This is a genomic window from Arthrobacter sp. BC5 (assembly GCF_056680255.1).
Genome location: NZ_CM155273.1, coordinates 298,279 through 324,932 on the forward strand (window position 1 = coordinate 298,279; position 26,654 = coordinate 324,932).

At 70.3% G+C, this 26,654-nt stretch carries 24 protein-coding genes; 12 read left to right on the top strand and 12 right to left on the bottom strand.

Translation table 11 applies throughout. The features are described 5' to 3' along the window. The first annotated feature begins 11 nt into the window (after positions 1-11). Positions 12-1,268, top strand: a complete 1,257-nt coding sequence (locus AC1MFI_RS01195; protein WP_479818979.1) for a phospholipase D-like domain-containing protein — start codon at positions 12-14, stop codon at positions 1,266-1,268. On the opposite strand, the gene AC1MFI_RS01200 is transcribed toward AC1MFI_RS01195, so the two are convergent. From AC1MFI_RS01200 to AC1MFI_RS01225, 6 genes are read right to left on the bottom strand one after another with little or no spacing between them, the layout of a single operon-like run. Continuing rightward, positions 1,237-1,986: a GntR family transcriptional regulator gene (locus AC1MFI_RS01200; protein WP_479818981.1), complete on the bottom strand. Its 750-nt coding sequence runs from the start codon at positions 1,984-1,986 to the stop codon at positions 1,237-1,239. The genes AC1MFI_RS01195 and AC1MFI_RS01200 overlap by 32 nt on opposite strands. After that, on the bottom strand, positions 1,952-3,607 hold the full coding sequence (locus AC1MFI_RS01205) for a dipeptide ABC transporter ATP-binding protein (protein ID WP_479818983.1): 1,656 nt from the start codon (positions 3,605-3,607) through the stop codon (positions 1,952-1,954). Before AC1MFI_RS01205 ends, AC1MFI_RS01200 begins: the two co-directional genes overlap by 35 nt. Further along, positions 3,591-5,399 carry a gamma-glutamyltransferase family protein gene (locus AC1MFI_RS01210; protein ID WP_479818985.1) on the bottom strand — a complete coding sequence of 603 codons (1,809 nt, stop codon included), beginning with the start codon at positions 5,397-5,399 and terminating at the stop codon, positions 3,591-3,593. Before AC1MFI_RS01210 ends, AC1MFI_RS01205 begins: the two co-directional genes overlap by 17 nt. 5 nt (positions 5,400-5,404) lie before the next feature. Beyond that, positions 5,405-6,295, bottom strand: a complete 891-nt coding sequence (locus tag AC1MFI_RS01215; protein ID WP_479818987.1) for an ABC transporter permease — start codon at positions 6,293-6,295, stop codon at positions 5,405-5,407. Further along, entirely contained in the window at positions 6,295-7,248 is a 954-nt protein-coding gene (locus AC1MFI_RS01220) for an ABC transporter permease (protein WP_479818988.1), read from the bottom strand. The genes AC1MFI_RS01215 and AC1MFI_RS01220 overlap by 1 nt, the downstream gene beginning before the upstream one ends. A gap of 1 nt (position 7,249) precedes the next feature. After that, the gene (locus AC1MFI_RS01225; RefSeq protein WP_479818990.1) at positions 7,250-8,929 is read right to left on the bottom strand and encodes an ABC transporter substrate-binding protein; all 1,680 of its coding nucleotides are present in this window, start codon (positions 8,927-8,929) and stop codon (positions 7,250-7,252) included. A 125-nt stretch (positions 8,930-9,054) separates the two neighbouring features. Here AC1MFI_RS01225 and AC1MFI_RS01230 point away from each other — a divergent pair, with 125 nt between their 5' ends. The 4 genes from AC1MFI_RS01230 to AC1MFI_RS01245 all read left to right on the top strand — a co-directional run bounded on the left by AC1MFI_RS01230 (position 9,055) and on the right by AC1MFI_RS01245 (position 12,192). Then, positions 9,055-9,777: a YoaK family protein gene (locus AC1MFI_RS01230; protein WP_479818991.1), complete on the top strand. Its 723-nt coding sequence runs from the start codon at positions 9,055-9,057 to the stop codon at positions 9,775-9,777. Between the two features lie 4 nt (positions 9,778-9,781). Then, complete coding sequence (locus AC1MFI_RS01235; RefSeq protein WP_479818993.1) at positions 9,782-11,185, top strand: CPBP family intramembrane glutamic endopeptidase; 1,404 nt, start codon at positions 9,782-9,784, stop codon at positions 11,183-11,185. 143 nt (positions 11,186-11,328) lie between these two features. Then, complete coding sequence (locus AC1MFI_RS01240) at positions 11,329-11,793, top strand: Fur family transcriptional regulator (protein ID WP_479818995.1); 465 nt, start codon at positions 11,329-11,331, stop codon at positions 11,791-11,793. A 165-nt stretch (positions 11,794-11,958) separates the two neighbouring features. Continuing rightward, positions 11,959-12,192, top strand: coding sequence for a hypothetical protein (locus AC1MFI_RS01245; protein WP_479818997.1), 234 nt, complete (start codon positions 11,959-11,961; stop codon positions 12,190-12,192). A gap of 59 nt (positions 12,193-12,251) precedes the next feature. Here AC1MFI_RS01245 and AC1MFI_RS01250 read toward each other — a convergent pair whose 3' ends face one another. Continuing rightward, positions 12,252-12,848 carry a pentapeptide repeat-containing protein gene (locus AC1MFI_RS01250; protein ID WP_479818999.1) on the bottom strand — a complete coding sequence of 199 codons (597 nt, stop codon included), beginning with the start codon at positions 12,846-12,848 and terminating at the stop codon, positions 12,252-12,254. A 276-nt stretch (positions 12,849-13,124) separates the two neighbouring features. On the opposite strand from AC1MFI_RS01250, the gene AC1MFI_RS01255 reads away from it, so the two are divergent. The 4 genes from AC1MFI_RS01255 (at position 13,125) to AC1MFI_RS01270 (ending at position 17,927) form a co-directional block, all read left to right on the top strand. Further along, complete coding sequence (locus AC1MFI_RS01255; protein WP_479819001.1) at positions 13,125-14,588, top strand: APC family permease; 1,464 nt, start codon at positions 13,125-13,127, stop codon at positions 14,586-14,588. Positions 14,589-14,658: 70 nt separating this feature from the next. Beyond that, complete coding sequence (locus AC1MFI_RS01260; protein WP_479819003.1) at positions 14,659-15,120, top strand: hypothetical protein; 462 nt, start codon at positions 14,659-14,661, stop codon at positions 15,118-15,120. Positions 15,121-15,168: 48 nt separating this feature from the next. Next, positions 15,169-16,983, top strand: coding sequence for a glutaminase A (gene glsA / locus AC1MFI_RS01265; protein WP_479819004.1), 1,815 nt, complete (start codon positions 15,169-15,171; stop codon positions 16,981-16,983). 98 nt (positions 16,984-17,081) lie between these two features. Further along, on the top strand, positions 17,082-17,927 hold the full coding sequence (locus AC1MFI_RS01270; RefSeq protein WP_479819006.1) for an NAD(P)H-binding protein: 846 nt from the start codon (positions 17,082-17,084) through the stop codon (positions 17,925-17,927). Here AC1MFI_RS01270 and AC1MFI_RS01275 read toward each other — a convergent pair. Both AC1MFI_RS01275 and AC1MFI_RS01280 read right to left on the bottom strand, forming a co-directional pair. After that, positions 17,914-19,173 (bottom strand): hypothetical protein, encoded by a 1,260-nt coding sequence (locus tag AC1MFI_RS01275; protein ID WP_479819007.1) that lies wholly within the window; start codon positions 19,171-19,173, stop codon positions 17,914-17,916. The genes AC1MFI_RS01270 and AC1MFI_RS01275 overlap by 14 nt on opposite strands. Positions 19,174-19,258: 85 nt before the next feature. After that, positions 19,259-20,002: a TetR/AcrR family transcriptional regulator gene (locus AC1MFI_RS01280; protein WP_479819009.1), complete on the bottom strand. Its 744-nt coding sequence runs from the start codon at positions 20,000-20,002 to the stop codon at positions 19,259-19,261. Positions 20,003-20,140: 138 nt separating this feature from the next. Between AC1MFI_RS01280 and AC1MFI_RS01285 the strand changes: the two genes are divergently transcribed. Beyond that, positions 20,141-21,094 (top strand): NAD-dependent epimerase/dehydratase family protein, encoded by a 954-nt coding sequence (locus AC1MFI_RS01285; protein ID WP_479819011.1) that lies wholly within the window; start codon positions 20,141-20,143, stop codon positions 21,092-21,094. Here AC1MFI_RS01285 and AC1MFI_RS01290 read toward each other — a convergent pair. Together AC1MFI_RS01290 and AC1MFI_RS01295 are read right to left on the bottom strand one after the other, a co-directional pair. Then, entirely contained in the window at positions 21,091-22,056 is a 966-nt protein-coding gene (locus AC1MFI_RS01290) for a D-2-hydroxyacid dehydrogenase (RefSeq protein WP_479819013.1), read from the bottom strand. The two genes, AC1MFI_RS01285 and AC1MFI_RS01290, sit on opposite strands and share 4 nt — an antisense overlap. Positions 22,057-22,099: 43 nt before the next feature. Next, a complete protein-coding gene (locus tag AC1MFI_RS01295; RefSeq protein WP_479819015.1) occupies positions 22,100-23,479 on the bottom strand; it encodes an AI-2E family transporter in 1,380 nt (459 codons plus the stop codon). A 355-nt stretch (positions 23,480-23,834) separates the two neighbouring features. On the opposite strand from AC1MFI_RS01295, the gene AC1MFI_RS01300 reads away from it, so the two are divergent. Both AC1MFI_RS01300 and AC1MFI_RS01305 read left to right on the top strand, forming a co-directional pair. Then, complete coding sequence (locus AC1MFI_RS01300) at positions 23,835-24,482, top strand: ScbR family autoregulator-binding transcription factor (RefSeq protein WP_479819017.1); 648 nt, start codon at positions 23,835-23,837, stop codon at positions 24,480-24,482. Between the two features lie 263 nt (positions 24,483-24,745). Next, positions 24,746-25,720, top strand: a complete 975-nt coding sequence (locus AC1MFI_RS01305) for an aldo/keto reductase (protein ID WP_479819019.1) — start codon at positions 24,746-24,748, stop codon at positions 25,718-25,720. 84 nt (positions 25,721-25,804) lie between these two features. Here AC1MFI_RS01305 and AC1MFI_RS01310 read toward each other — a convergent pair whose 3' ends face one another. After that, entirely contained in the window at positions 25,805-26,617 is an 813-nt protein-coding gene (locus AC1MFI_RS01310) for an SDR family oxidoreductase (protein ID WP_479819021.1), read from the bottom strand. Between the last annotated feature and the right edge of the window lie 37 nt (positions 26,618-26,654).

Genomic DNA, 26,654 nt, shown 5'->3' on the forward strand with positions numbered 1-26,654 from the left:
ACGCTGGGCGCATGGGTTGGTTGAAGCGTCGGACGATCATGGGGTTCGCAGGCGGCACGGTGAAACGAGCGGCGGTCGCGCTGTTCTCCGCGCAGGCCATGGTCATCGCCGGGATCGTGGGCGTGGACGCCTACCAGAAGCGCCAGCGCACGAGACGCCCGGTCTTCCCCCAGCCCGGCACGTTCCACACGACCATCGGCAACACCGAGACCACGGTGTACACCTATGGCGAGGACCTGTTCGACGCCATGATCGGGGCGATCGACAAGGCCGAGCACCAGGTACTGCTCGAGACCTACATCTGGAAGGGCGACGAGGTCGGCGCCCGGTTCCGCGACGCCGTCAACCGCGCCGCCGAGCGCGGAGTGAACGTCTATCTCATCTACGACGGTTTCGCCAACCTGGTGGTCAACCCCTCCTTCTACACGTTCCACCCCCTCGTCAACACCTACCGCTTCCCGGTGCTCCGCCCGTCCATCATCTTCACCAACATCCGCGGAACCGGTTTCGACCACCGCAAGGTACTCGTGGTCGACGACGAGGTGGGGTTCGTGGGCGGGTACAACCTCGGCTCGGAATACGCGACGAAATGGCGCGACACGCACCTCGAGGTGCGGGGGCCGTCGGTGTGGGAGCTCCGGGAGGCCTTCGTCAGCTTCTGGAACATCCGGGCCATCCCGCGCCGCCCCGAACTCCCCGACCTCAGCGCCTCGTTCTGGGAACCGCGCATCCGGGCCGTCAACAACAACCCGGCGTTCCTGGTGTTCCCGATCCGCGGCGTCTACCTGGATGCGATCAACCGCGCGGAGAAGCACATCTTCATCACGACGGCGTACTTCATCCCGGACCGGCAGATCCTCGACGCCCTGCTGCGGGCGAGCCGCCGCGGGGTGGACGTGCGGGTGATCCTCCCCGAGGACTCCAACCATGTGGTCTCGGACTGGCTGTCCCGCGGGTTCTACTCCTCCCTGATCGGCGCCGGGGTACAGGTCCTGCTGTACCAGAACTCCATGATCCACGCGAAGACGGCGACGATCGACGGCGAGTGGAGCACGGTCGGCACGGCCAACATCGACCGCCTCAGCCTGACCGGCAACTACGAGATCAACCTCGAGATCTTCGACCGGGCGCTCGCCGCGACCATGGAGAAGATCTTCGAGGTGGACTCCTCCAACAGCCGCGTGCTGACGAAGGAGGAGTGGGACAGCCGGCACCTGGTGGCCCGCGCCAGCGAACTCATCCTCGCTCCCCTGCGTCCGTTCCTGTAGCCCGCGCGCGATCCGGGGCGGAGAACCGCTCCAGGTATCCGTGCTGCGAGGATTCCACGTGGCCTGCCATCAGCCGCTCCGCCTCGGCCTCGTTCCCCGCATCGATCGCCGCGATGATCAGCCGGTGCTCACCCCACGACTGCTTCCCGCGGTTGTCGACGTCGGCGGCGTAGAGCCACTCGATCTTCCCCGAGATCTGGCGCAGCAGGGCGGTCAGTGACGCGCTGCCGCTGAGCTCGGCGACCCCGAGGTGGAAGCGGATGTTCAGTTCGGGCAGGTCCGCGAGGGCGTCCGCCGCGACGGCGCGGTCGCCGTCGTCGAGGATGTCCGCCAGCGCCCGCCGCGCGGAGAACCACTCCGTGCTCGGGGCGTCGGCTGCGAACTGCGCTGCCGCCCGACGTGCTGCGCGTCGGGCGATCGTCGCTTCGATGACCCGCCGGACGGCGAAGAGGTCCTCGGCGTCGTCGAGCGGGATCTCCGCCACCGTGGAGCCTGCGTAGGGCTTCGATTCCACGAAACCCTCGGCCTCCAGCGCACGCAGCGCCTCCCGCACGGGCACGCGTGACACCCCGTACTTGGCGGCCAGGGCGGCCTCCGTGACCCGGACGCCGGGAGGCAGCGTACCGAAGATGATGTCGCGGCGGATGGCGTCGAGGACGCGCTGCGGCGCAGCGGCGTCCTGCTCAGGCCGCAAACGCCGCGCCCGGGATGGCTCCAAGAAGCTCCTTCGTGTAGTCCGCCCGCGGCCGGTTGAACACGTCGTCCACCGAACCGCTCTCGACGACGTCGCCCGATCTCATGACCACCACGTCGGTGGCGATCTGCCGCACCACCGAGAGATCGTGCGTGATGAAGAGGTAGGTGAGTCCGAGCCTGTCCTGCAGGTCTGCGAGCAGCGCCAGGATCTGGTCCTGCACGAGCACGTCGAGCGCCGAGACCGCCTCGTCGCAGATGAGCAGCTCCGGCTCGAGGGCGAGCGCCCGTGCGATGGCGACACGCTGCCGCTGGCCCCCGGAGAGCTCGTTCGGCCGACGCTGGGCGACGGCGCGTGGCAGGGCCACCTGGTCGAGGAGTTCGGCGACCCGTGCCTGGCGGCCTCCGCGGTCACCGACGCCGAAGATGCGCAGCGGCTCGTCGATCAGGCGCTCGATGCTGTACGTGGGGTCGAGGGAGCCGTAGGGGTCCTGGAAGACGGGCTGCACCTTGCGGCGGAGCGCCCGGCGCCGGGCGCCTCGGGTGGTCGTGAGCGATTCGCCGTCGATCAGGGCCTCCCCCGACGACGCCGTCTCCAGGCCGAGGATGATGCGCGCCACCGTTGTCTTGCCGGACCCGGACTCGCCGACCACCGCCGTCGTGGTCCCGCGTGCCACCTCGAAGGACACGTTGTTGACCGCGCGCACTGTGCTGCCGCGCTGGCCACGGAGGGCGAACTCCTTGACGAGGCTCTCGACCACCAGGATCGACGGCGCCTTACCCGCCGCGGGCGGGACGTCGACGAGCGGCTCGGCATCGAGCACCGCCGCCACCGAGGGCGCTGCCGCCACCAGCTGCCTGGTGTACTCCTCCTGGGGATCGAGCAGGATCTGGCGGGGGGTCCCCACCTCGACGATCCGGCCTTCCGACATCACGATGATGCGGTCGGTCCGATCCGCCGCGAGCCCGAGGTCGTGCGTGATGAACAGCAGGGACGTTCCCCGGGCGTCGACGAGCGACTGCAGGTGGTTCAGGATCTGCCGCTGCACGGTGACGTCGAGCGCCGACGTCGGCTCGTCCGCGATGAGCAGTTCCGGCTCCCCCGCCAGGGCGATGGCGATGAGCACCCGCTGGCGCATGCCGCCGGAGAACTCGTGCGGGTACTGCCCGTAGCGGCGCTCGGCGTCGGGGATGCCGGCCTCGGTGAGCAGGGCGATCGCCCGCTTCCGCACCTCCGCGCGGTCCGGCCGCGCCACGTCGCGCCGGCTCGCGACGATCGCGTCCGCGACCTGGGGTCCGATCTTCATGGCCGGGTTCAGGTTGGACATCGGATCCTGCGGCACCAGGCCCACGCGCTGGCCGCGGATGCTGCGCAGGACCGGTTCGGTGGCGGTGGCGAGGTCCACGACGTCTCCCCTGGTGCGGCCTGCGCCGAGCACGATGGATCCGTGGGTGATCCGCCCGCTCCCGGGCAGCAGGCGGAGGATGGCGCCGATGGCCGTGGATTTCCCGGAGCCGGACTGGCCCACGATCGCCACCCGCTCTCCGCGCCGCATGGAGAAGCCGACGCGGTGCAGGACGGTGGTCCCGCCGAAGGCGACCTCCAGCTCGGTGACTTCGAGGATGTTCTCAGCGTCCTGCAGCATAGCCCTGTGCTCCTCGCGGGTTGGCGGCGGCGGAGAGCACACCGGTTTCGTGGTCCTTGGTGACGGAGGAGAGCCGGCCGAGCGCCCAGTCCCCCGCCCGGGTGATGACGTGGCCCCGGCGTTCGAGGTCCGCGATGACGTCCTCGCCCAGCCGGTCCTCGACGACGGCGCCGCCCGGTTCCCACGTGCGCGGCCAGAAGGAGCCGGGGATGGACGTGGTGTGGAGGGACGGTGCGTCGATGGCCTGCTGCGGCGTGTAGCCTCCGACGACGGTGCGGAGGATGTAGAGCAGCTGCCACTGGTCCTGCTGGTCACCGCCGGGCGAGCCGAGGGCGACGACGGGCTTGCCGTCCCTGAGGATGAGCGTGGGCGTGAGGGTGGTGCGGGGGCGCTTGCCGGCCTGCAGCGTGGACGGCGCGCCTTCCTCCAGCCAGGTCATCTGCAGCCGGGAGCCGAGGCAGAACCCGAGCTCCGGGATGGCGGGTGAGGACTGCAGCCAGCCGCCGCTCGGCGTCGCCGAGACCATGTTCCCGGCCGAGTCGACGACGTCGATGTGGCAGGTGTCCCCGCGCGTCTCGCCGCTGCGCGAGACCGTGGGCTCGCCGACCCCGGCGAAGCCGCTGCCACCGACGAGGGCCGGGGGCGTGTAGTCGGTGCGCAGCGGCGGGGTGAACGGCGTCAGGCCGGGCACGGTCCCGGGCCGGAACTCGACGGACGCCTCGTCGCCGATGAGGGCACGCCGCTCGGCGGCGTAGTCCGGGGAGAGCAGATAATCCATCGGCACGTCGGCGTCGCCGTAGTAGGCCTCACGGTCGGCGATCGCGAGCTTCTGCGCCTCGAGGATGGTGTGCGCACCGATCGCCGTGGACGGATCCAGCCGCTCGTCGTCGAATCCGGCGAGGATGGCCAGGGTCTGCAGCAGGGCCGGTCCCTGGCCCCAGGGACCGGTCTTGGCGATGGTGTGGCCGCGGAACTCGAAGGTGGTCGCCGCCTCGTAGCCGGCTTCGAACCCGGCGAAGTCCTCGACCGTGATCACGCCGGCGTGGTCCAGCCCGGACGAGTGCCGGTGGGGCGTGCGGACGAACTCCGCGGCTGCCTGCGCCACGAGCCCGGTACGCCACTCGAGGCGGGCGGCGTCGATCCGCTCGGTCCGGGTGGCGCCGTCCGCCGCCGCGCTCACGAGGGACCCGAGGACGCGGGCGTAGGCCTCGTTCCGGATGACCTCGCCCTCCCGCGGAGGCCTGCCGTCCGGCATCCAGAGGGCGGCCGACGTCGGCCAGTGCTCGGTGAAGAGGTCCGCCACGGCCGCGATCGTCGCTCCCACGCGGCCGACGATCGGGTGGCCGTCGCGTGCGTAGCCGATCGCGAAGGCCAGCACGTCCTCGAGCTCCCACGTGCCGTGGTCGCGCAGCAGGATCAGCCAGGCGTCGACGGCCGCGGGCACCGCCGCGGCGAGGGCCCCTGCACCCGGGACGAGCTCGAGGCCCTCCCCGAGGTAGTGCTCACGGGTCGCGGCGGCCGGTGCCGGGCCCTGACCCATGAGCACCACGGGCCGGCCCGGCTCCTCGGCCGTGGCGAAGACGCCGGTCATGTCCCCGCCGGGACCGTTGAGGTGCGGCTCGACGACGTGCAGGACGAAGGCACCGGCGACGGCGGCGTCGAACGCGTTGCCGCCGCGCTCCAGCACGGCCTGGGCAGAGGCGGTGGCGAGCCAGTGCGTCGATGCACTCATGCCGAAGGTGCCCTGGAGGGTCGGCCTGGTGGTGAAGGAGGGAGGGGGCGTGTACGTCATCGTGGTCACTTTCGGGTGGAGTTCGTCGGGTCGAAGGCGTCGCGCAGGGCGTCACCGAACAGGTTGAAGGCCAAGCAGATCACGGCGATCGCGATGCCCGGGAAGATCGCGGCACTGGGAGCGCGGAAGATGTACTGCTGGGCGTCGGAGAGCATGATGCCGAGGCTCGGCGTGGGTGGCTGGATGCCGAGCCCGAGGAAGGACAGCAGCGCCTCGCCGATCACCGCGACGGGCATGATGACCGTGGCCTGGACGATGATGGCTGACGTGGCGTTCGGCAGCACGTGCCGCATCATGATCCACGCCGGCGAGGCGTCCATCGTGCGGGCGCCGAGCACGAAGTCGCTCTCCTTGATGCGCAGCGTCTCGCCACGCACCACGCGGATCATGGTGGGGATCTGGGCTATGCCGAGCGCGACGGCCGCGTTGCCGAGGCTGGGTCCGCTGATCGCGGCGAGCCCGACGGCGATGATGAGGAAGGGGAAGGCCAGGGTGACGTCGGTCACGCGGGAGATGACGGCGTCGAACCCCCGCGAGTAGCCGGCGAGCAGGCCGAGCGGCGTCCCGATGACGACGGCGAGGAGCACGGAGAGCACACCGACCTGCAGCGAGGTCTGGATGCCGAACAGCAGGCGGGAGAGGACATCCCGCCCGAGGTCGTCCGTCCCCAGGGGGAATCCCTCGGTGAGGGGTCGCTGGAACGGCGTGTCGAAGTGCACCTCAGTGGGCGGGTAGGGCGCGAGGAACGGGGCGAGGAGCGCCGCCAGGACGACGGCGACGAGCATGATGCCTCCGGTGATCCCCAGCGGGTTGGAGCGGAGCGAGGACCAGATGCGGCCACGACCGGAGCCGAGCCCGGCGCCGCCTACTCCGGGGGGCAGTGTTTCGACGGCCATCAGTTTGCTCCTCCGACGCGGATCTTGGGATTGACCACCGAGTACAGGATGTCCACGGCGAGGTTGATCAGGATGTAGCTGACGGTGATGATGAGCACCACCGCCTGGATGACGGGGTAGTCGCGCGTGAAGACGGCGTCGAGGGTCAGCTTGCCGAAGCCCGGCAGCGCGAAGATGCGCTCGGTGACCACCGCGCCCGAGATGAGTCCGCCGAGCTGCAGGCCCACGATGGTGACGACGACGATGAGCGAGTTCCGCAGTCCGTAGCGCATCAGCACCCGTCCCCGGCCCAGGCCCTTGGCCCGGGCGGTCCGCACGTAGTCGGTGGTCATGGTCTCGATCATCGAGGCCCTGGTCTGCCGCATGATGACGGCGGCGAGGCCGGTGCCCAGGATCAGGGCCGGCAGCGTGAGGTAGTAGAGCCCGCGCAGCGGATCCGAGAGGACGTCCACGTACCCCGAGGCGGGGAACCAGCCGAGCGTGACCGCCAGGTAGAGGATGGCGAGGATACCGAGCCAGAAGTTGGGGACGGAGAGTCCGATGAGGGCGAACGCGTTCGCGACCCACTCGGGCCAGCGTCCGCGGAACCGCTCCGCGACCACCCCGAAGAGGATCCCGACGACGATCGCCACGACGATCGCATAGGCGGAGAGCCAGAGCGTGACCGGCAGCGTGGTGGCGATCAGCTCGGTCACCGGGGTGCCCGTGCGGGTGGACTCGCCGAAGTCGCCGCGGAACATGTTGCGGACGAAGGCGAAGTACTGCGCCACGAGTGGCTGGTCGAGGCCCAGCTCCGCGCGCACCGCGGCGAGCTGTTCCGGCGTCGCCTCCTCCCCCGCCATCGCGAGGGCGGGGTCGCCCGGGAGCTGGCGCACACCGATGAACACGACGATCGAGGCGAGGACCAGGGTGACGACCGACTGCCAGAGCCGGGTGAAGAGGTAGCGGCCCATGTCAGTTCTCCGTCTCGATGAATGCGGCGTTGCTGAGGTGGACGACACCGTCGGCGAACGTCTCCACGCCCGCGATGTCGGTGCTGTAGGCGGTGAGGTTGCGCTGCCGGTACAGGTAGATCAGGGGGTTGTCCTGCTGGATCAGTTCCACGGCCTGCCCGTAGACGGCCGCGCGCTCCCCGACGTCGTTGATCTGTGCCGCACTGGTGAGCAGCCGGTCCACCTCCGGGTTCCCGTAGCCGGAGTAGTTGTTGCCGCCGCCTGTCGAGAGGAAATTGAACATGTTGCCGTGCGGATCGATGCGTCCTGACCAGCCGAGCTGCAGCGCCTCGAAGTCACCGCGTGACTGCACGTCGAGGAGGGTGGAGTACTCCACCGGCACCACGGTGAGGTCGAAGCCGCCGTCGGCGACCGCAGCCTGCAGTGCCTGGCCGTAGCGCAGCGTGTCCGGGGTGTTGGTGACCTGCATCCGGATGGGGTAGGGCGTCTCGACTCCAGCGTCCTGGAGCATCTTCTTCGCACCCTCGGGATCGAAGGGTGGGCAGTCCTCGCTCAGCTCGGAGGCATAGGGGCTGTCCGGTGAGATGGGCGAGCACGCCGGCTCGAACCAGCTGTTGAAGACGGTGTTCACGAGGGCCTCGCGGTCGATCGACATGGACAGCGCCATGCGGATCGCCTTCTCCTGCGCGATCGGGGTGTCGATGGTGCCCGGTGGTTCCCCGACGCCGTCGGTGTTGCCGACGTTCACCGTGAGTCCCTGGTAGCCCAGCGAGCCGACCTGCAGGACACCCACGCCGTCCTCCTTGAGCAGGGCGTCGACGTCCTGCGGGGAGATGGTGTCGGCCACCTGGACGTCCCCGGAGCGGAGGTTCGCGGCGCGGATGTTCGCGTCGGTGATGATGCGGTAGGTGATGGTGTCGAGGTGGACGCTCTCCGCGTCGTAGAAGAGCGGATCGCGCTCGACCGTGATCGACGTCTGCGGTACGCGGTCGACGAACTTGAAGGGCCCGACGCAGACGGGGCTGTTGCCGAACTCCGCCCCCTTCTCCTCGATGGCCTTGGGGGAGAGCATCATCCCGGCACGGTCCGCGAGCGCGGCGGCGAGCGGCGCGAAGGGCTTCTCGTAGCTGATCTGGACGCGGTCCGGACTGACGGCGCGGATGTCGGTGATCGGTCCGAGCTCGCTCTTGCGCGTGGATCCCTCGAGCGTGAGGTGGCGCTCGAGGGTCGCGCGGACGGCATCGGCGTCGAACGGCACGCCGTCCGCGAAGACGGCGTCGGTACGCACGGGGATGGTGACGGTCAGGCCGTCGTCGGAGATCTCCGGCAGGGCCGTGGCCAGCTGTGGGACGAGCTCGCCCTCGGCGTCGATGTCGTAGAGCTTCTGGCACATGGTCTGCATGACGTAGCGCGTGTAGAGGGACGACGACGTCGTGGGGTCGAGGCGGTCCGGCTCGGCCGAGAGCGCCATGACGAGGTCGCCTCCCTCGCGGATCCTCGCTTCCCCGATCGGCACACCCGTGCTGTCCTCCCGGACGGGTGTGGCCGGTAGCGGCTGGATCGGCTGGCAGGCGGTCAGGGCTGTCACGGCGATGGCGGCTGCGGCCAGCAGCCCGGCGGCCCTGCCGGGCCGTGTGGGGCGCAAGGGATGTCGGAACAGGGGGTGCGTGGGGTGCTGCATGGGGTTCCTCACGAAGGGACGGGATCCAACTGCCTTCTGCACAGCGTTTGGATTGAATACAATCGCCAGTACGACGATAAGCTTCGTATACATTCGTTTCAAGGTTGTTACCGGAGGAAAACATCGTGAAGAAGAACCGGGTGGCGACGGATCGCCTCCATCTGTGGCTCATGCTGGTCCTGACGTTCTCCACGGGAGTGATCGACGCCGTCGGCTACCTCGGCCTCGACCGCGTCTTCACGGGCAACATGACCGGCAACGTCGTCCTCCTCGGGATGGCCTTCGCCGGCGGCGCCGACCTGCCGATCCTCCGCCCCGCGCTCGCCCTCGTCTTCTTCATGGTGGGCGCCGCCCTCGCGGGCCGTGTACTGCGCAAGGGACCGGAGGGGTGGTCGGGCCGGACCTCGAGCTCCCTCCTCACGGTGACGGTAGGCCTGACCGCGCTCGCGGTCTATGTCGCACTGGTCGACGTGCACGCCCAGGAGGTGCTGGGCAGCATCACGACGTCGGTGCTCGCCGCCATGATGGGCATCCAGGCCGCGACGGCGAAGCGCCTCAAGGTCGCCGAGATCACCACCGTGGTGGTGACCTCGACGATCACGGGCCTCGCCTCGGACTCCCGGCTGGCCGGTGGTAAGAGCCCCTTCTGGGCTCGCCGCTCCGCCGCGATCGCGCTCATCCTGGCCGGCGCCGTCGTGGGTGCCCTGACCCTGAAGGTGGACCTCTGGCTCGGCGTCGCCGTGTCCGCACTGCTCTCCGCCGTCGTCACCCTCCTCGGGCACCTCCGCCACCGGCGGGACCGCCACGAACACCCCGCAGAGAACGCCAAGGAATCCGCACTACGGTAGAAGCATGGAACTGGTCGACCGGCAGTATGCATTCCACCGCCTCTCCCGCTCGTGGCCCCAGCACCGCTGGTGGAAGCCCCTCCTCACGGCGCTGCTCGGCCTCGCGTTCTACCTGGTCTTCACCATCGCCCTGCTGGCGGTCGGGGCGATCGCGGCACTCGCCACCTCGGCGGATATCGAGCACTACATGGATGCCGCCGCGTCCATCGACCTCAGCGACCCGGTGATCTTCGCCTTCACCCTGGTCTCGCTGATCCTCATGATCCCGGCCCTCCTGCTCGCCGCTCTCGTCACCGGACCGAGGCCCGTGGGCCTGCTCTCCTCGGTGGCGGGCCACATCCGCTGGCGGTGGCTGGCGGCCTGCACGGCAGCCGCCCTGGCCGTGTTCCTCGTGAGCCTCGCCATCTCGACGGTGATCGGCTTCTTCTTCCCGGAGGAAGCCGCCGCAGCGCCCGTGCAGCAGGACACCTCCACCCTGCTGGTCCTGCTCGCCCTGTCCATCCTCGCGGTCCCGTTCCAGGCCGCCGCGGAGGAGTACGTGTTCCGGGGCTTCCTGATGCAGGCCATCGGCAGCTGGCTGCGGCACCCCGCCTTCGCGATCCTGCTGCCCGTCCCGCTCTTCGTGCTCGGCCACACCTACGACCCCCTCGGCCAGACCGACGTCGCCGTCTTCGCGATCTTCGCCGGCTGGATCACCTGGCGGACGGGCGGACTGGAAGCGGCGATCGCAGTGCACGCGGTCAACAACATGACCATCTTCGTGCTCGGGGCCTTCGGCCTGGTGGACGTGAACTCCAGTGAGGGCTCGGTGGGCGGACTCATCGTGTCCGCCGGGACCATGGCGGTGACCGCGGTGGTCATCGTCCGGCTCGCGGACCGTCGCGGTATCGCCCGGACGCGCACCGTCACGCCGCAGGCGGCCCGGCCGCCGATGCTCCAGCCCACGCACCCCTTCGCACCGGTCTCCCCTGCACCGTACGCCGCAGGCCCGGACGGCCGGGTGCACGCCGGCGCCCGGGCTCTACCGGCGCACGATCCCTGGGGAAGGGCACCGGTGCCGGCATGGCCCGCTGCTCCGCCCGCCCACCATGACCCGTCGCAGTACGACTCCTCCCACTACCAGGTGCCGCCTGCTTCCGGTCCATCCCGTCCCGAGAGCGGGCAGACGGCAGGTCCCCTGCCGTCGTCGTCGCATCCCCGGCCTGTGCCACCGGCCGCCTTCGTGCCGCCGGTCACGCCGGCATCCCCTGCTCCTGCAGCACCTGCCGCCCCCGCCCGGGACTACAGTGCCGACAGGCACCCTGCCGGTCCCGGCCACCCCTCGGGACCGGGCTACCCGCCGGGCCCCTCCCACCCCGCGGGACCGGGCTACCCCGGCGGTCGCGCGAGCGCCCAGGACCCTGCGTGAGGTCCTAGGCATCGGCCGAAGGCGGGCTGAAGCAGGACGGGCAGCCGCATGGAAGGGACCCCGCCCTGCAGGTGCCCGGCGACGTGATCGAACTAACGGCCCGTCAGTTTTGTATAGACCAAAACAACGCATAGGCTGATGTCATGGCGATTTCCACTGATCCGCACTCCCGGGCGGAAACGCTCCGTGAGTCGATCCGGGCGTCCGGCCTGAAGGTCACCGCGCCACGCCTCGCGGTCCTGCAGGCACTGAAGGACCACCCCCATTCCAGCGTGGAGCAGGTGACGGCTGTGGTGCGGACCGCCCTGAGCGGTTCGTCCAGCCAGGCCGTGTACGGCATTCTCGCTGCCTTCACCGGCGCGGGACTCGTCCGCCGTTTCGATCCTCCGGGATCGCCCGCGCTCTTCGAGTGCAGGGTGGGCGACAACCACCACCACCTCGTCTGCATCCGGTGCGGTGCGATCAGGGATGTCGACTGCGTCATCGGGGAGGCTCCCTGCCTCACACCGTCCGATGCATCCGGCTTCGCCGTCCTCACGGCCGAAGTCACGTTCAACGGCCTCTGCCAGGAGTGCCAGGACACACCACCGGAGGAAGATCCCGCCTAGCCCCTGGCAGGCGGCCTGACCTACCGGACCGGGCTCCCAGCTCCGCCGCGCCCGACAACAGGCGCGGTGGCTGCATGCCCGGACCTCCTCAACAGCGGGCGCAGCAGCCGACACGTGCTCGCGCCTGCCTCCACCATGCCCAAGGCATCCATCGAAGGAACCACCATGACACTGCTCGACCGCACCACACGCCGTTCGGCGAAGACCACCGCCGCCCGTGCTGTCGCACCGGCGCCCCTCGGGGGCCGCTACGTGACGGGCCGCCCGCTCCAGCCGGGCACGGAGGGAACCTATGTCACCCAGGGCGAGCTCGCGCGTCCGACCAGCCGCGGGACCTACGTCACGACGTCGACCCCGTCCCAGGCGGCGCCCGGAGGCCGGTACACCTACTCGGCGTGATCCGTCGCACGCCGGGATGATCGGGGCCACCGCGGTCCGCGCCGCCGACGGGCACGTGCTCAGCCCTCGATCCGCAGGCCCATGCTCTCGGCGAGGAACGGCGCCAGGAGCTGCACCTGGTGTTCGTCGATGGTGGCGCCGCGCAGGCCGTCGAGGCCGTGGATGCCCCGGAAACTGCTGGTGCGCAGGTCGACGTCCTGCAGCTGGGCGCCGTCCAGCGTGAGGGCACCGATGGTGCAGTCCTGCAGGGCGAGCCGGGTCGCCCGCACGCCGGTCAGATCGAGTTCCCCGATGATGCACCCGCTCATCAGGACGTCGGTCAGTCGGGAGCTGCGGAGGTTCACGTAGTCGAGCTTCCCGCCGTCGACATGCACGGCGTCGAACCTGCTGTCGTAGAGCTCCGCCGATCCCCACCGTGTTCCCTGCAGGGACGTCTCCCGCCAGGTGCTGCGCGGTGCGCGGAAGACCGGCGCGAAGAGCTCCCTGAACGAACACTCGAGGAAGCGGGCGCCCCGCAGTTCGGTGTCGCTGAGGGAAACTCCCTCGAGCAGGCATTCCTGCAGCGTGATGCCCGCGAGTTCCTCCCCGTCCAGCTCCACCCGGTGGTAGTGCTCGCCCTCGCGGTGGTCGCCGTCGAGCAGGCGTGGTTCCGTCACCGGTGTCACGCCCCTCGGCGCCTGCAGCGACAGGCGTGGGGCGTTGGTCGTGCTGCGCGTGGACCGCGGTGGCATTGCTACATCCGATCGTCATCCGTGCCGTACCCGTGACGGCCACCTCTTCATCCAATCACCCGCCGCCGCCACAACGGTTCCCGCACAGGCGTCGATCCCCTACAGTGGATCACCCCGAGCACAACGCCGGATGCCAGGGCCCGCCCACAGGCCGTGGGCCCCGGCGCACCCGGGGGCCCGTGAAGCGAGGATGGAGCGGCCATGACGACACCCGACAGCACAGCAGGCGCGACGAGCGGGCAGGACGCCTCGCTCCTGAAGGTCCTGGGGAACTGGGACGCACTGGCCCTGGGCTTCGGGGCGATGATCGGCTTCGGCTGGGTGGTGCTGACGGGTGGCTGGATCGCCTCCGCGGGTACCGGAGGCGCGGTGCTGGCGATGGTGGCGGGCGGAGTCATCATGGGAGTGGTCGGCCTGACCTACGCCGAACTGACCGCTGCCATGCCGAAGGCCGGAGGTGAGCACAACTTCCTCCTCCGGGGGATGGGTCCGCGCTGGTCCTTCGTGGGGTCATGGGCGATCACCGGCGGATACGTCACCATCGTCGCCTTCGAGGCCGTGGCCCTCCCCCGGACCGCCGAGTACATCTTCCCGGACCTCAGCCGCGTCCCCCTCTGGACGGTCGCCGGCGACGAGGTCCACCTGACGTGGGCCCTCGTGGGTGCCGTCGCCGCCGTGATCATCACCCTGGTCAACATCGGCGGCGTGAAGATCGCGGGAGCGGCGCAGACCTTCGTCGTCGTGTTCCTGCTCGTCATCGGGCTGGCCCTGGTGCTCGGCAGCTTCGCCGGCGGGTCGGCGTCGAACATGCAGCCCTTCTTCACCGGCGGATCCGCCGGGTTCTTCGCCGTCCTGGTGGTGGTGCCGTTCCTGTTCGTCGGCTTCGATGTCATCCCGCAGTCCGCGGAGGAGGTCGACATCCCCGCCCGGCAGATCGGCCGGCTCGTGGTCGTCGCCGTCCTCCTCGCGACCATCTGGTACGTGATGACCATCCTGACGACGTCGTCGGCGATGCCGGCGGGAGAGCTGGCGACCGCGGACATCGCGACGGCGGACGCGATGGGCGCCATGTTCGGCTCCGACATCATGGCGAAGGTGCTGATCGCCGGCGGCATCGCGGGTATCCTCACCTCCTGGAACTCGCTGCTGCTGGGCGCGTCCCGCCTCATGTACTCGATGTCGCGCTCCGGCATGCTCCCACGGTGGTTCGGCGTGCTCCATCCGCGCTACCGGACGCCGGTCAACGCCCTCGTCTTCATCGGTGCGCTGTCCTTCGCGGCGCCCTTCTTCGGCACGCAGATGCTCGGCTGGCTCGTCGATTCCGGTGCGCCCAGCATCGTCCTCGCCTATATCCTCGTGGCGCTGGTCTTCGTGATCCTGCGCCGGAAGGAACCCGCGATGGAGCGGCCGCTGCGGATCGGTGGGGCCGGTAATGGCGGGACCGTGATCGGCTGGATCGCCGTGGTCCTCTGCGTGGGGCTGCTCAGCCTGTACCTGCCGGGCATGCCGGCAGCGCTCACCCCACCACCGTGGATCCTGTTCGGCCTGTGGTGGGTGCTCGGCATCGTCTTCCTGCTCCGGATCCCGCGGGGAATCGCGCCGGGACACGACGCCGAGGAACGACTCCTCGAGCGCCTCGGCGACCGTCCGGCGCAACGCCCGTGAGAGTGCCGGTGGCCGTGCCGGACGACGTGCTTTACTAGGGAGCATTCGTCAGTCCAGGGGGAGGAAACCGATGAGCAGCGACCATCTGCAGGACACCCACGACCCGCGCTACGACGGGATCTACCAGCGCGGCGGCGCCACCGGGACGGCCGACCGGGTCGCGTCTCCCGCGCCGCTCGCGCCGTCGCTGCCCGCAGCCGAAGAGCCTGCCGCCGCTTCCTCGGCCATCCGCGAGGTCGGCCCCAGGGAGGTGGAAGCCGCGCGGGAGGACGACCGGGCCCGGAACCCCTTCGACGTATGGATCTGGGTCGTGGCGGCGGCCCTCACGGCCCTCGGGGTCTACCTCATCTCGGCGCCCATGATGTACGAGCGGCAGTACGCGGAGAACCTCGGCCAGATGGCCCCGCCGTACTCGATGCCGTGGTTCAACTACACCTCGATGGCTGCGCCGCCCCTGATCCTTCTCGGCGTCGCGACCGCCGTCGTCCAGCTCTTCGTGCACTCCATCAGGCATACGCTGCGTAGCCGCTGACCCCCGGTCGGGGCAGGGGGCCCGGCCCGGCCCCGTAGGGTGGACTGCATGGAATCGCCGATCGAAAGCTACCTGAGGACCATCCACCGGGAGATCTCCGATCTGCGGGACGGCAAGCCCTACAGCACCATCCCCGCGATGGCGAACGTGGATCCGGACAACTTCGGGATCTGCCTGACCACGGTGGACGGCTACATGTACGAGGTGGGTGACACGCGCGAGGAATTCACGATCCAGTCCATCTCGAAGCCGTTCACCTACGGGCTGGCCCTCGCCGACCTCGGCATGGACGCCGTGGACGCGAAGGTGGATGTGGAACCCTCGGGCGACTCCTTCAACGAGATCTCGCTGGCGCCCGGAAGCGGCCGTCCCTCCAACGCCATGATCAACGCCGGCGCCCTCACGGCGACGTCGCTCGTGCAGTCCCGCGGCGGCAACAAGCGCTTCAAGCGCATCCTCCGGACGTACTCGGAATTCGCGGGCCGCCAGCTGGGCGTGAACGAGGAGATCTTCCGGTCCGAGCTCGAACACGGCCACCGGAACCGGGCCCTGGCCTACCTCCTGCGTTCGTTCGACATCATCGAGGACGACCCGACGCCGGTCATCGAGGACTACTTCCGCCAGTGCTCGGTGATGGTCAACTGCATGGACCTCTCCGTCATGGCCGCGACCCTCGCCAACTCCGGGCGGAATCCGCTCACCGGCGTCGAAGCCATGGACCTGCTGGCCGTCGAGCGGGTCCTGTCCGTGATGACCACGTGCGGCATGTACGACGACGCCGGTTCGTGGATCAGCACGGTCGGCATGCCGGCCAAGAGCGGCGTGGGCGGCGGGACCATCGCCGTCCTGCCCGGACAGGTGGGCCTGGCTGTGTACTCCCCACCGCTCGACGAACACGGCAGCAGCGTGCGCGGCATGGCGACGAGCCAGCGCCTGTCCCGGGACATGGAACTCCACTTCGTGCGCGCGGCGCGGGCCGGCCGTTCGGCCATCCGGGCCACCTACGACATCACGGCAGCCCCCTCGGGCATCCGGCGGGCCGACGAGGCCATGGATGTCCTCCGGGAGCACGGCCATCGCGCCATGGTCATCGAGCTCAACGGAGACCTCCTGTTCGCGGGCACGGAGTCCATGGTGCGTGAGCTCAGCAGCCTGGACGACGACGTCGACTACGTGATCCTCGACCTGCGCCGCGTGGACGAGGTCGCGGACGTCTCCCTCAGGCTGCTCGGCGAGGTCCGCGAGAACCTCGCGAAGGTGCACCGCGAGCTGGTCCTGATCGACGGCGAGGGCACCCTCGCGGAGACGTTCAGGGACGTCGACAGGGCGGTGCCGACCTTCGACACACGGACTGCCGCCGTCGAGTGGTGCGAGAACGAGCTCATCACGCGGTACGGCGGGGACCTCGTGCTGCCGTCCGCGGTGGAGGTGTCCCAGTGCCCGGCACTGAGCCCGCTCAGCGAGGAGGACGTCGAAGCGCTGACCCGCTGGATGGAGGACCGAACCTACGAGCGGGGCCATGTCGTGCGGCGCGTCGGGCAGAACTTCGGCGGCGTGTACTTCATCCTCTCCGGCAAGATCGTGACCTCCGTACCCGGCCCCTCCGGCCAGCGCCTCAAACTGACCACGCTGAGTGCCGGCATGACCTTCGGCGAACTGGCCCTCGGCAGTGACGACCGCCAGGAGACCACGGTGAAGGCTCTCGAGGACGTGCACGTGAAGGTCCTCACGGCGCAGGCCATCCGGACCATCGAGCAGGAGGACCCGCGGCTCGCCGTCGAACTCTGGAAGGCGCTGACGCGCGATGCCTACACGCGGGTGGACCTCTACCTGCGGGAGACCGCGGTACGTATCCGCGACTAGGACGACGGCGGCACCGCGTCCCTGTCCGTATCGGGGTCCGTCCTAGACTGGCGACATGCGCGGCTGCCGCGAGGGCGGCCGTCAGGAAGGATGTCGGGATGACGGTGCTGATCGCGGGTTGCGGAGACCTCGGGACCGAGGTGGGGCTGCGACTGGCCGCCCGGGGCGAGCGGGTCGTCGGCCTGCGACGCTCGCCCCAGCGGATCCCGGCAGGGATCGAGGGCGTCGCGGCGGACCTGACACAGCCCCTGCCCCCGCTCCCGCCGGACACCGACGTCGTGGTCATCGCGACCGCTGCCGGGGACCGGAGCGAGGCCGCGTACCGCAGCGCGTACGTGGACCCGACACGGAACGTGCTGGATGCGCTCGAGCGCGACCGCGTGCACCCCCGGCGCATCCTGTTCGTGTCCTCCACCGCGGTGTACGGGGATGTCGACGGCGGCCTGGTCACCGAGGAGTCGCCGGCGGAGAGTGCCGCGCCCACGGCGCGCCTGATCCGGGAGGCCGAACAGGTGCTCCTCCAGCGTTCGGACCGCGGGACGGTGCTCCGGCTCTCGGGGATCTACGGTCCGGGCCGGACGCGCCTGATCGACCAGGTGAAGGGCGGGACGGCCGTCCTGCCGGCGGAACCGCAGTGGACCAACCGCATCCACCGCGACGACGCCGCGGCCGCGATCGTGCACCTGGTCATGGACGTCGAATCCCCCGCGCCGGTCTACCTCGGCAGCGACGAACTACCGGTGGACCTCGGCGAGGTGCTGCTGTTCCTGGCCGGCGAACTCGGCCTGCCGCACCCACCGCGTGGCGAGGCCACGTCGAGCCGGGGCGGTGCGCGCCGCGTGGACAGCTCCCTGCTGCGCTCCAGCGGCTTCTCCTTCACCTACCCGACGTACCGCGAAGGCTACCGGGCGGTCCTCGCCGGGCACGGCGTCAGGCACCCGTAGGCGAACCGGCACCCTCGGAGACGCGGGCGCGCGCGGTGAGCCGGCCGAGCCGCATGAGCGACCAGACGAAGATGCTGACCACCAGCAGGTTGCGGAGCGTGAGCAGGACGGCGACCGCCGGGTCGAGTTCATAGCGCAGGGCGTCGTAGAACACCGGGTACACGAGGGTGGTCAGGCCGGCGGTGGCCAGCATCGCGATTGCGGGGTACCGCCATTCATCCGCGCGGTCGAGGACCAGCCCGGCGGCGATCACGGCCGCGATCCACAGCATGAACTGCGGGGACCCCACCTTGTTGAACACCACCAGGGTGCTCACGAGCGCGAGCGATCCCGTTGCGAGGAGGGCACCGGCCTGCGCACCCCGGTGCAGGGCGACGGCCAGGAACGCGGCGACCAGGACGACGGTCAGGGCGAGCAGCGGCGTCATCAGGTCGCCGACGACGCCGCTCAGGGCGCCCCGGACCTCCATGGTGTTGATGACCTCGTCCTCGAAGAAGTACGCGCCCGAGGTCCCCGTGATCGCCTGCCACACCCCGGGGGTGCTGAGTGGCGCCTCGAGTTGCATGCCGCGGGCTCCCTGGGCGCTGAGGAAGCCGGTGAGGTTCCGGATGTCGCCGAACACCGCGACCACGGCGGCGATCCCCGCGGTGAGGGCCAGCCCGGCACCGAGGATGCGGAACCGTGCATGCCGGACGACGACGAGGGAGGCGAGGACGACGGCGGCCGGCCACACCTTCATCCACGTCGCCGCGCTGAGCACGAGTGCTGCGACGAAGGGGCGTGCCGCGACGATGAGCAGCGCTGCGACGACCAGCGGCGCCGTCAGGCCGTCGATCCTGCCCACGGCGACCGGACCGAGGAGCGCCGTGGCGGTGAGCCACCAGTAGGCGGCCGTGAACGACGACGGCGTCCCCCCGCGGACCAGTGCCGCGGTCCCCACGGCGTTGAGGCCGGCGAAGAGGAGGAACCACGCGAGCTGGTAGAGGTAGGGGCCGAACACGGTGGCGACCACCATGGGCGCAAGAGCCCCCACGGGGTAGACCCACGCCGTGTCGATGCCCTCCCAGACGCCGTCGCCCAGTGCCTGGTACGCCCACTCACGGTAGAAGCGGATGTCGCTGAGCACTCCCCCGCCGATGATGAAAGGCAGCAGCCGCGCGAGGAAGCCGACATGGATCAGGGCGAAGAACAGCCAGACCGAACGGGCTCTGTTGCGGGTCTCCGGTCGGGGAAGGCGGATGCGCACGAAGAGCTCCTGGTCGGCGGGGTGGCGGCAGCCGCAAGTCTCTCATTCACGGCACGGCCCGCGCTAATTGCTCCCGGCGTGCAGCTCACGCTCCGCCCGGGTCCAGGCCCAACTGCCGGGCGAGGCGGCGGACGGTGTAGCGGAACAGTGCGTCGAGGTCGGCGAAGGTGCCCGTCCCGTACTGCCCGAAGACCTCGAACGAGACGGCGCCGAACAGGGCGGACCAGGCCTGCACGGTCGCCGCGAGGACACCGTCCGGTGCGGCCAGGGACAGCTGCTCGCGGATGGTCCGGTAGTCGCCCGCGAGTTCGGCCGGCGGCATCTCGTTCCCGGCGTCCCGGTTCCCGCCGTCCGGGCCGCTCCCCCGGCCGCCGTCGCTCAGGTCGCCCGAGCGCCAGGCGTCATCCATGATGCGGGCGAGCAGCGTGACGACGCGCGTGCCCTGCGCCGTGGTCCGCTCGGCCGGAGCCGCGTAGCCCGGCACGGGGCTGCCGTAGAGCAGCGCGTACCGCGAGGGCTCCCGCACGGCCCACGCCCGAACTGCCAGGGCGAGTGCCGTGAAGCGGTCGGCGGCGGCGGGCCCCGCTGCCGCGACGGCGGCGTCCACCTCGTCCCCGAGCTCCGTGTAGGCGTCGACGACGAGGAGTGTCAGCAGCTCGTCGCGATTGGCGACGTAGCGGTAGACCGCCGAGGAGACGACGCCCAGCTCGCGCGCCACCGCGCGGAGGGAGAGGGCAGCGGCGCCCACTTCGGTCAGCTGGAGGCGCCCGATGCGGGTGATGTCGTCGAGTGTCTGCTCGCGGGCGCGTTCCCGCGGTGTTCCTGGCATGGGGTCACTCTGGCACCGACAAGAGAGCACCGTCAACTGATGAGAGCAGTGCTCTTGACATCGACGATCCGCACGTCCACGCTTGGTTGTGAGAGCACTGCTCTCGTTTCTGTCCGATCCTCCACGGAAGGCACCCTCATGACCCTGTACGTCGTCACCGGAGCAGGACCCGTCGGCTGGACCGTCGCCGAGAAACTCGCCGAGCGCGGGGACTCCGTGCGCATCCTCACCCGGTCCGGAAGCGGCCCGGACCATCCCCTGATCGAGAAGCGGCGAGTCGATGCGTCGGATGCATCGGCGCTCCCGGCCGCCGTGACCGGAGCGGAAGCCGTGTTCCACTGCATCCATGGGAGCGCCTACACCGCGGCGGCGTGGCAGCGCGAACTACCGGCGGCCGAGGCCGTGGTGCTCGACGCCGCGGGCCGGCACGGCGCCGTCGTCGTCTTCCCGGAGAGCCTGTACTCCTACAGCCGTCCGGACCAGGTGATGCGGGAGGACAGCGAGCGGGCAGCCGACGGCGGAAAGCGCGGCGTCCGCACCGCGCTGCTCGCCGCGCGGGCCTCCTCCACCACGGACACCGTCTCCGTGGTGGCCGCAGACTTCTTCGGCCCCCGGGTGCGCATGTCCCATGCCGGCGAGCGCATGGTGCCGGCCGTCCTGCGGGGACGGCGGATCCAGCTGATCGGCGGACCGGACGTGCCCCACTCGTTCACCTACGTCCCGGACCTCGCGGCCGCCATGATCGCGGCCGTCGGCCTGCCGCGGACACCGGACCGGGTGCTGCATGCCCCGACGCTGCCCGCCTTAACGCAGCGCAGGCTCGCGGAGGCATTCGCTCAGGAGGCCGGTGCCGCTGCCCCGCGGCTCGCCGGAACTCCCGGCCGACTGGTCCGCGCACTCGGAGTGGTCATGCCCTCGATGCGCGAGATCGGCGAGATGACCTACCAGTTCGACCGGCCGTTCGTCATGCACTCCTCGGCCTCGGAGGAGGTGCTCGCGCTGGCACCCACCCCCCTCGCGGACGCCGTCGCGGAGACCCTGCGCTGGTGGCGCGGGGAGCTCGGCGCTCCGGCATCGCCTGCCTCCGCCTAGGCGGTGCCGTTCCCCGACGGCACGTACCCGAGCGCCTTGTCGACGACGCCGGGCAGCGGTCGGCCCTCCCGCCACAGCAGGAAGTTCCGCTCGAACTGCGCAGCGAGGTCGTCCAGCCAGGAGTCGGCATTGCTCGCCATGTGGGGCGTGACGAGCACGGAGGGCAGGGACCACAGGGGATGTCCCTGCGGGAGAGGCTCGACGGCGAAGGTGTCCAGCACGGCGCCGCCGAGCGTTCCCGCGTGCAGGCGGCGGACGAGCGCGTCCTCGTCCACGAGCCTGCCGCGGCCGACGTTGATCAGGACGGCGGAGGACTTCAGCGCGTCGATCACACCGGCGCTGACGAGGTTCTCCGTGGCAGGTGTCAGGGGCGCGACGAGGACCAGCCAGTCGACGTCGGCGACCACGCGGGCGAGGTCGGCCGAGGCGTGGACGACGCCGAAGTCGTCGTCGTGCTCCACGGCACGGCGCCCGGCCCCTGCCACCCGGACGCCGACGGCCCGCAGGAGGCGTGCGGTGTGGCGGCCGATGCTGCCCGTCCCCACGACGAGGGCGTGGGAGCCGGCGATATTGCGGCCCTCGCGCCACGTCCACTCCTCGGCGCCCTGCTGGTCCCGCAGGGGCCCGAAGCCCTTCGCGGAATGCAGCATCGCACCCAGGACGTACTCCGCCATCGGCTGGTCGAAGATACCGTGCGCATTGGTCACGACGACGTCGGAGGCCACCAGGTCCGGGAACAGGAGCTTGTCGACGCCGGCCGCGGCCACGTGCAGCCAGCGCAGGGAACCGGCCGCATGCCATGCAGCCGGCAGGGCACCGGAGAAGTAGTCCCAGAGGTACAGCACGTCGGCGCCGTCGAGCGCCCGGTCCAGGTCCGAGGCCCTCGCCACCCGTACGTCCGCGAGCCCGGCGACGCGCTCCAGGCCGCGCACCGGCCGCGCACCCTCCAGGACGGCGACCACAGGACGCTTCCCAGGGGGCCGGACAGCGCTTTCCCGCACTCCCCTAGTCATCGGCCTGGCCCGCACGGTGTCCCACGGGTCCGGCCTCCGGCACGTCGGCGTCCGGCGTCCGTCCCGGCCCTGCGTCGTCGTGCCCGGCGACGGTCGCCGGCTGGGCTCCGGGATCACCGGAGGCGACACCGGTCTCGGGCCGGTTCTCGATGGACAGGTCCCGCAGGTACCTGAGCACCACGATGGCCACGGCCGTGGCCGGAACGGCGAAGAAGGCGCCGATGATCCCGAAGATCGTGCCGCCTGCGGTGACGGAGGCGAGCACCACGGCCGGATGGATCTCGAGCGTCCGGCCCACGAGCAGCGGCTGGATGAAGTTGCTCTCGAGCTGCTGCACGAGCACGACCAGCCCGAGCACGATCAGCGCCGTGACCCAGCCGTATGCGAGGAAGGCGACCAGCGTGGCGACAAGGCCGGACACGACGGCGCCGACCACCGGGATGAAGGCGGAGAAGAACACGAGCACGGCCAGCGGGATGGCGAGCGGGATGTCCAGGAGGACCAGGCCCAGCCCGATGAACACCGCGTCCACCAGGGCGACGGTGGCCTGCGCGAAGATGTAGGAGGACAGCGTCCTCCAGGTCCCGCTGGCGATGGTCGAGGCGTGTCCGTAGGCGGCCGAGTTGGTCCAGCGGGACGCCCACGGCATGAAGCGGTCCCCGTCCTTCAGGCAGAAGAAGGTGAAGACGAGTGCCAGCAGCACCACGACGGTTCCCGACGTCAGCTCACCCAGCCCCGTGGTGATGCCCGAGACGATGTTCCCCACATTGGACTGCAGCTGCGCCAGGGCGGTGTCGACGATGTCGTCGAGGTTCGCGCCGTCGAGGTTCAGTGGCGGCCCGGCCGCGAACTCGGCGAGGTCGGCGACATTGTCCCGGGCGAGGCGGGAGAGTTCGGTGATCCCGGTCGCGATGGCGGGCACCGTGAGCGCGCCGATTCCGACGACGACGCCGATGAATCCGATCAGCGTCACGAGTGCGGCGAAGACCTTGGGGAGCGCCTTGCGCAGGAACCGGTTGACCGGCCAGAGCACCGAGGCGAGGAGCAGCGCGAACAGCGTGGGCAGGACGATCGACCACAGGGCCTTCGTGACGTACCAGAGGATCACCAGGCCCGCGAGGACGATGATGCAGCGGGCGGTCCAGGCAGCGCTGACCTTGAGTCCGTCAGCGAAGGCATGCGGGCGGAATCGGCGGGCTACGGAGGACCCGTGCGGCTCCGGCGGTGCCGGAGGAGCCTGGGGCCTCCAGCGCCTGCCCGGTCGTGCGGGCGTTCCGGACTGCGCCGCTCCGGAACCGGCCGGCCCGGGGCCGTCCGGTCCGCCGTCGACTGTGTCCTGGTTGTCCGGCCGCCCGGAATCTGCACGTGTCACGTAGCCATCCTGCCCTAGTCGGGAGAAGGCAGCCGTAGCGGTGCGGAGGACTGCGTCCCTTGCACCCCCGGGAAGTGCCTCCTGCTCGTGCCATCGGGCGGCACCCCGCTCCCGCCGTCGGAAGGCTCCCGCCCCACGACGCTCTCGCCGCCGCCCGGCAGCGGGCCCGGCCGGGATGAGCGGGCGTCCCGGGCCGACGTCGTTCCCTGGCGGACAATTGGAGCATGAGGCAAGCGACATGTCCCGGCGGCCACACCCGCGTTCCGTGCGTCCGCGTAGGTCCGGGCCGCACTCCCCGCACCCGCCGCGCTCGCCGCATCACCGCCGGCGAGCGCAGAACGCCGAGGACGGTTTCATGAGGGCCCAGCAGGAACGAGCGCGGTCCACGCGCTCTGCCATCATCCGTGCTGCCGCCCGGATCTTCGAGGAGTACGGCTACGGCGGGACCTCCCTGGCCGCGGTCTCCGCCGGCGCCGGTGTCACCAAGGGTGCGCTCTACTTCCACTTCGCCGCGAAGGAGGAGCTCGCTGTCGCGGTGATCGAGGAACAGCATGCCATCGCCTCGGCGGACGGAGCGCGCGTGCAGGCCCTCGGTCGCCCGGCACTGGAGACCATGGTGCTGATCACCCGGGGATTCGCACTGCAGCTGATCGAGCACTCGGTCATGCGGGCAGGAATACGCCTCACCTTCGAAGCGTCGGCCTTCGGGCACGACGTCCGGAAGCCCTACCTCGACTGGGCGTCGCGCTTCGGCGAGCTGGCGCGGGCAGCCCAGCAGGACGGCGACCTCCGCCCCGATCTGGACGCTGACGCTTTCGCCCGCCTGATCGTCGGTTCCTATACCGGCGTGCAGATGGTGTCCAACATCCTCACGGGCCGGAAGGACGTGCTCGAGCGCCTCGGCGACCTGTGGGAGATGCTGCTCCCCGGAGTGGTCACTGCGGAACGGCAGGAGGACGTTCCGCACCTGGTGAGCCTCTTCCGCCACGGCAGGACGGCGTAAAACCGGTCACGCGGTTTGTTTCGGCGTCGATCGCGACTACTCTTGCTTCTGGCACGGCAGGGAATCCGTGGGGGAAGCCTCCTGCCTCGACCCGCGAGGGTCGTGCCTGCGGGCACCCGCGGCCGCGAACGGGCCGCGGGCGCCCGCCCTCCGCACCCCTACCGCGGAATGCCATCGGGGGGACTCTCCTTCCGCTCCCGCCCATTCCGGACGGGGCCGGACTAGGGTGGGGGAAAACCCCCGATGCCAGTAAAGGTGATCCCATGCACTACGTGAAACTCGGCTCCACAGGCCTCGACGTCTCGCCGCTCGCCCTCGGATGCATGAGCTACGGCACTCCCGACCGCGGGAATCACGCATGGACCCTGCCGGAGGACGAGAGCCGCCCCCTGATCCGCGCCGCAGTCGATGCCGGCATCAACTTCTTCGACACGGCGAACGTCTACTCCGATGGCTCCAGCGAGGAGATCGTCGGACGCGCACTCGCGGAGTTCACGCGCCGGGATGAGACCGTGATCGCCACGAAGGTCCACGGCCGCATGCATGACGGGCCCAACGGAGCCGGGCTGTCCCGCAAGGCGATCATGACGGAACTGGACAACAGCCTCCGGCGCCTCGGCACCGACTACGTGGACCTCTACCAGATCCACCGGTTCGATCCGCTGACTCCCCTCGAGGAGACTCTCGAGGCCCTGCACGACGTGGTGCAGGCGGGCAAGGTGCGTTACCTCGGTGCGTCGTCGATGTACGCCTGGCAGTTCTCGAAGGCGCTGTACCTGCAGCGCATCAACGGCTGGACCCGGTTCGTGACGATGCAGGACCACTACAACCTGATCAACCGCGAGGAGGAACGCGAGATGTACGGGCTGTGCGCCGACCAGGGCATCGGCGTCCTGCCCGGGAGCCCGCTCGCCCGCGGCAAGCTCGCGCGCCCCTGGGACGAGACGACGTCGCGTTCCGAGTCGGACCAGTTCGGCAAGACCCTGTACGGCACGCTCGACTCCGACCGCCGCGTGTCCGACGCCGTCGGGGCGGTGGCCGAGTCCCGTGGCGTCACCCGTGCGCAGGTCGCCCTCGCCTGGGTCTCGCGCAATCCCGTGGTCTCCGCGCCGATCGTCGGGGTCGGCAAGCCGCGGCACCTCGAGGACGCGCTCGCATCACTGGACCTCGAGCTCTCCGAGGACGAGGTCCGTGCCCTGGAGGAACACTACGTGCCGCACCCCCTCGTCGGGTTCTGATGCTCATCCTCACGGCGGTCGGGCCCCACGAGGTGCCGCGCGCCCGCTGATCCCGGGACGGAACCTCCGCTAGCACCACCACCGTCACCAGCGCCGGAAGCCTCCCTCGGTGCTCAGCACCTGGCCCACCATCCATCGGCCCTCGTCGCTCAGCAGCCAGGCGATGAGCCGTGCCGGGTCGTCCGGCTCGCCGAAGCGACCCGAGGGGAAATGCGCGAGGACGGCCCGGAGTGTGTCGAGTGGCCGGTCGGCCGTGTCGTCGTCGAGGTAGCCCGTGTTGACCGGGCCCGGGTTCACCGTGTTGAGCAGGATGCGCTGCCCCGCGAGGTGGTCCGCGACGGAAGCCGTCAACCCGGCGAGCGCCGCCTTCGATGCGGCGTACGCGATCTCCCCCGCCATCGGCCCCGCGACCTGCCCGGAGGTCATCCAGATCACGCGGCCTCCCTCCCGGCCGTCATGCTGTTCGGCGAAGTACTTGGTCGCCAGGATGGTGGAGCGGGCGTTCACCTGCCAGTGCGCGTCGAGGTCCTCCCAGGAGATCTCGTCGAGGCGCCCGTCCCCTCCGCTCTTCGCGTGGTTGCAGACGAGCCCGTCGAGGTGCCCGAGTGCCGCGCCGGCTTCCGCGATGAGCCGCTCGCCACCGTTCCGCTGCCCGAGGTCGATGCCGGCCTCGGCGAGCGAGGCGCCCTCCTGCAGCCGCCCCCGCAGGGCGGCCATGATGTCGTCGACGCTGTCCGCGCCCCACGGCTGCTCGGCGTCGTGCGGGCTGTAGTGGTGCAGGAAGAGGCTCGCTCCCATGTCGGCGAGGCGTGCGGCGACCGCGTACCCGATGCCCTTGCGGCGGCTCACCCCGGTGATCACGAACGTACGCCCTGACAGTGCCGCGGAGGTGCTCATGGCCACAGCCTAGGCGCGCGCCCTTCGCTAGGCTGGG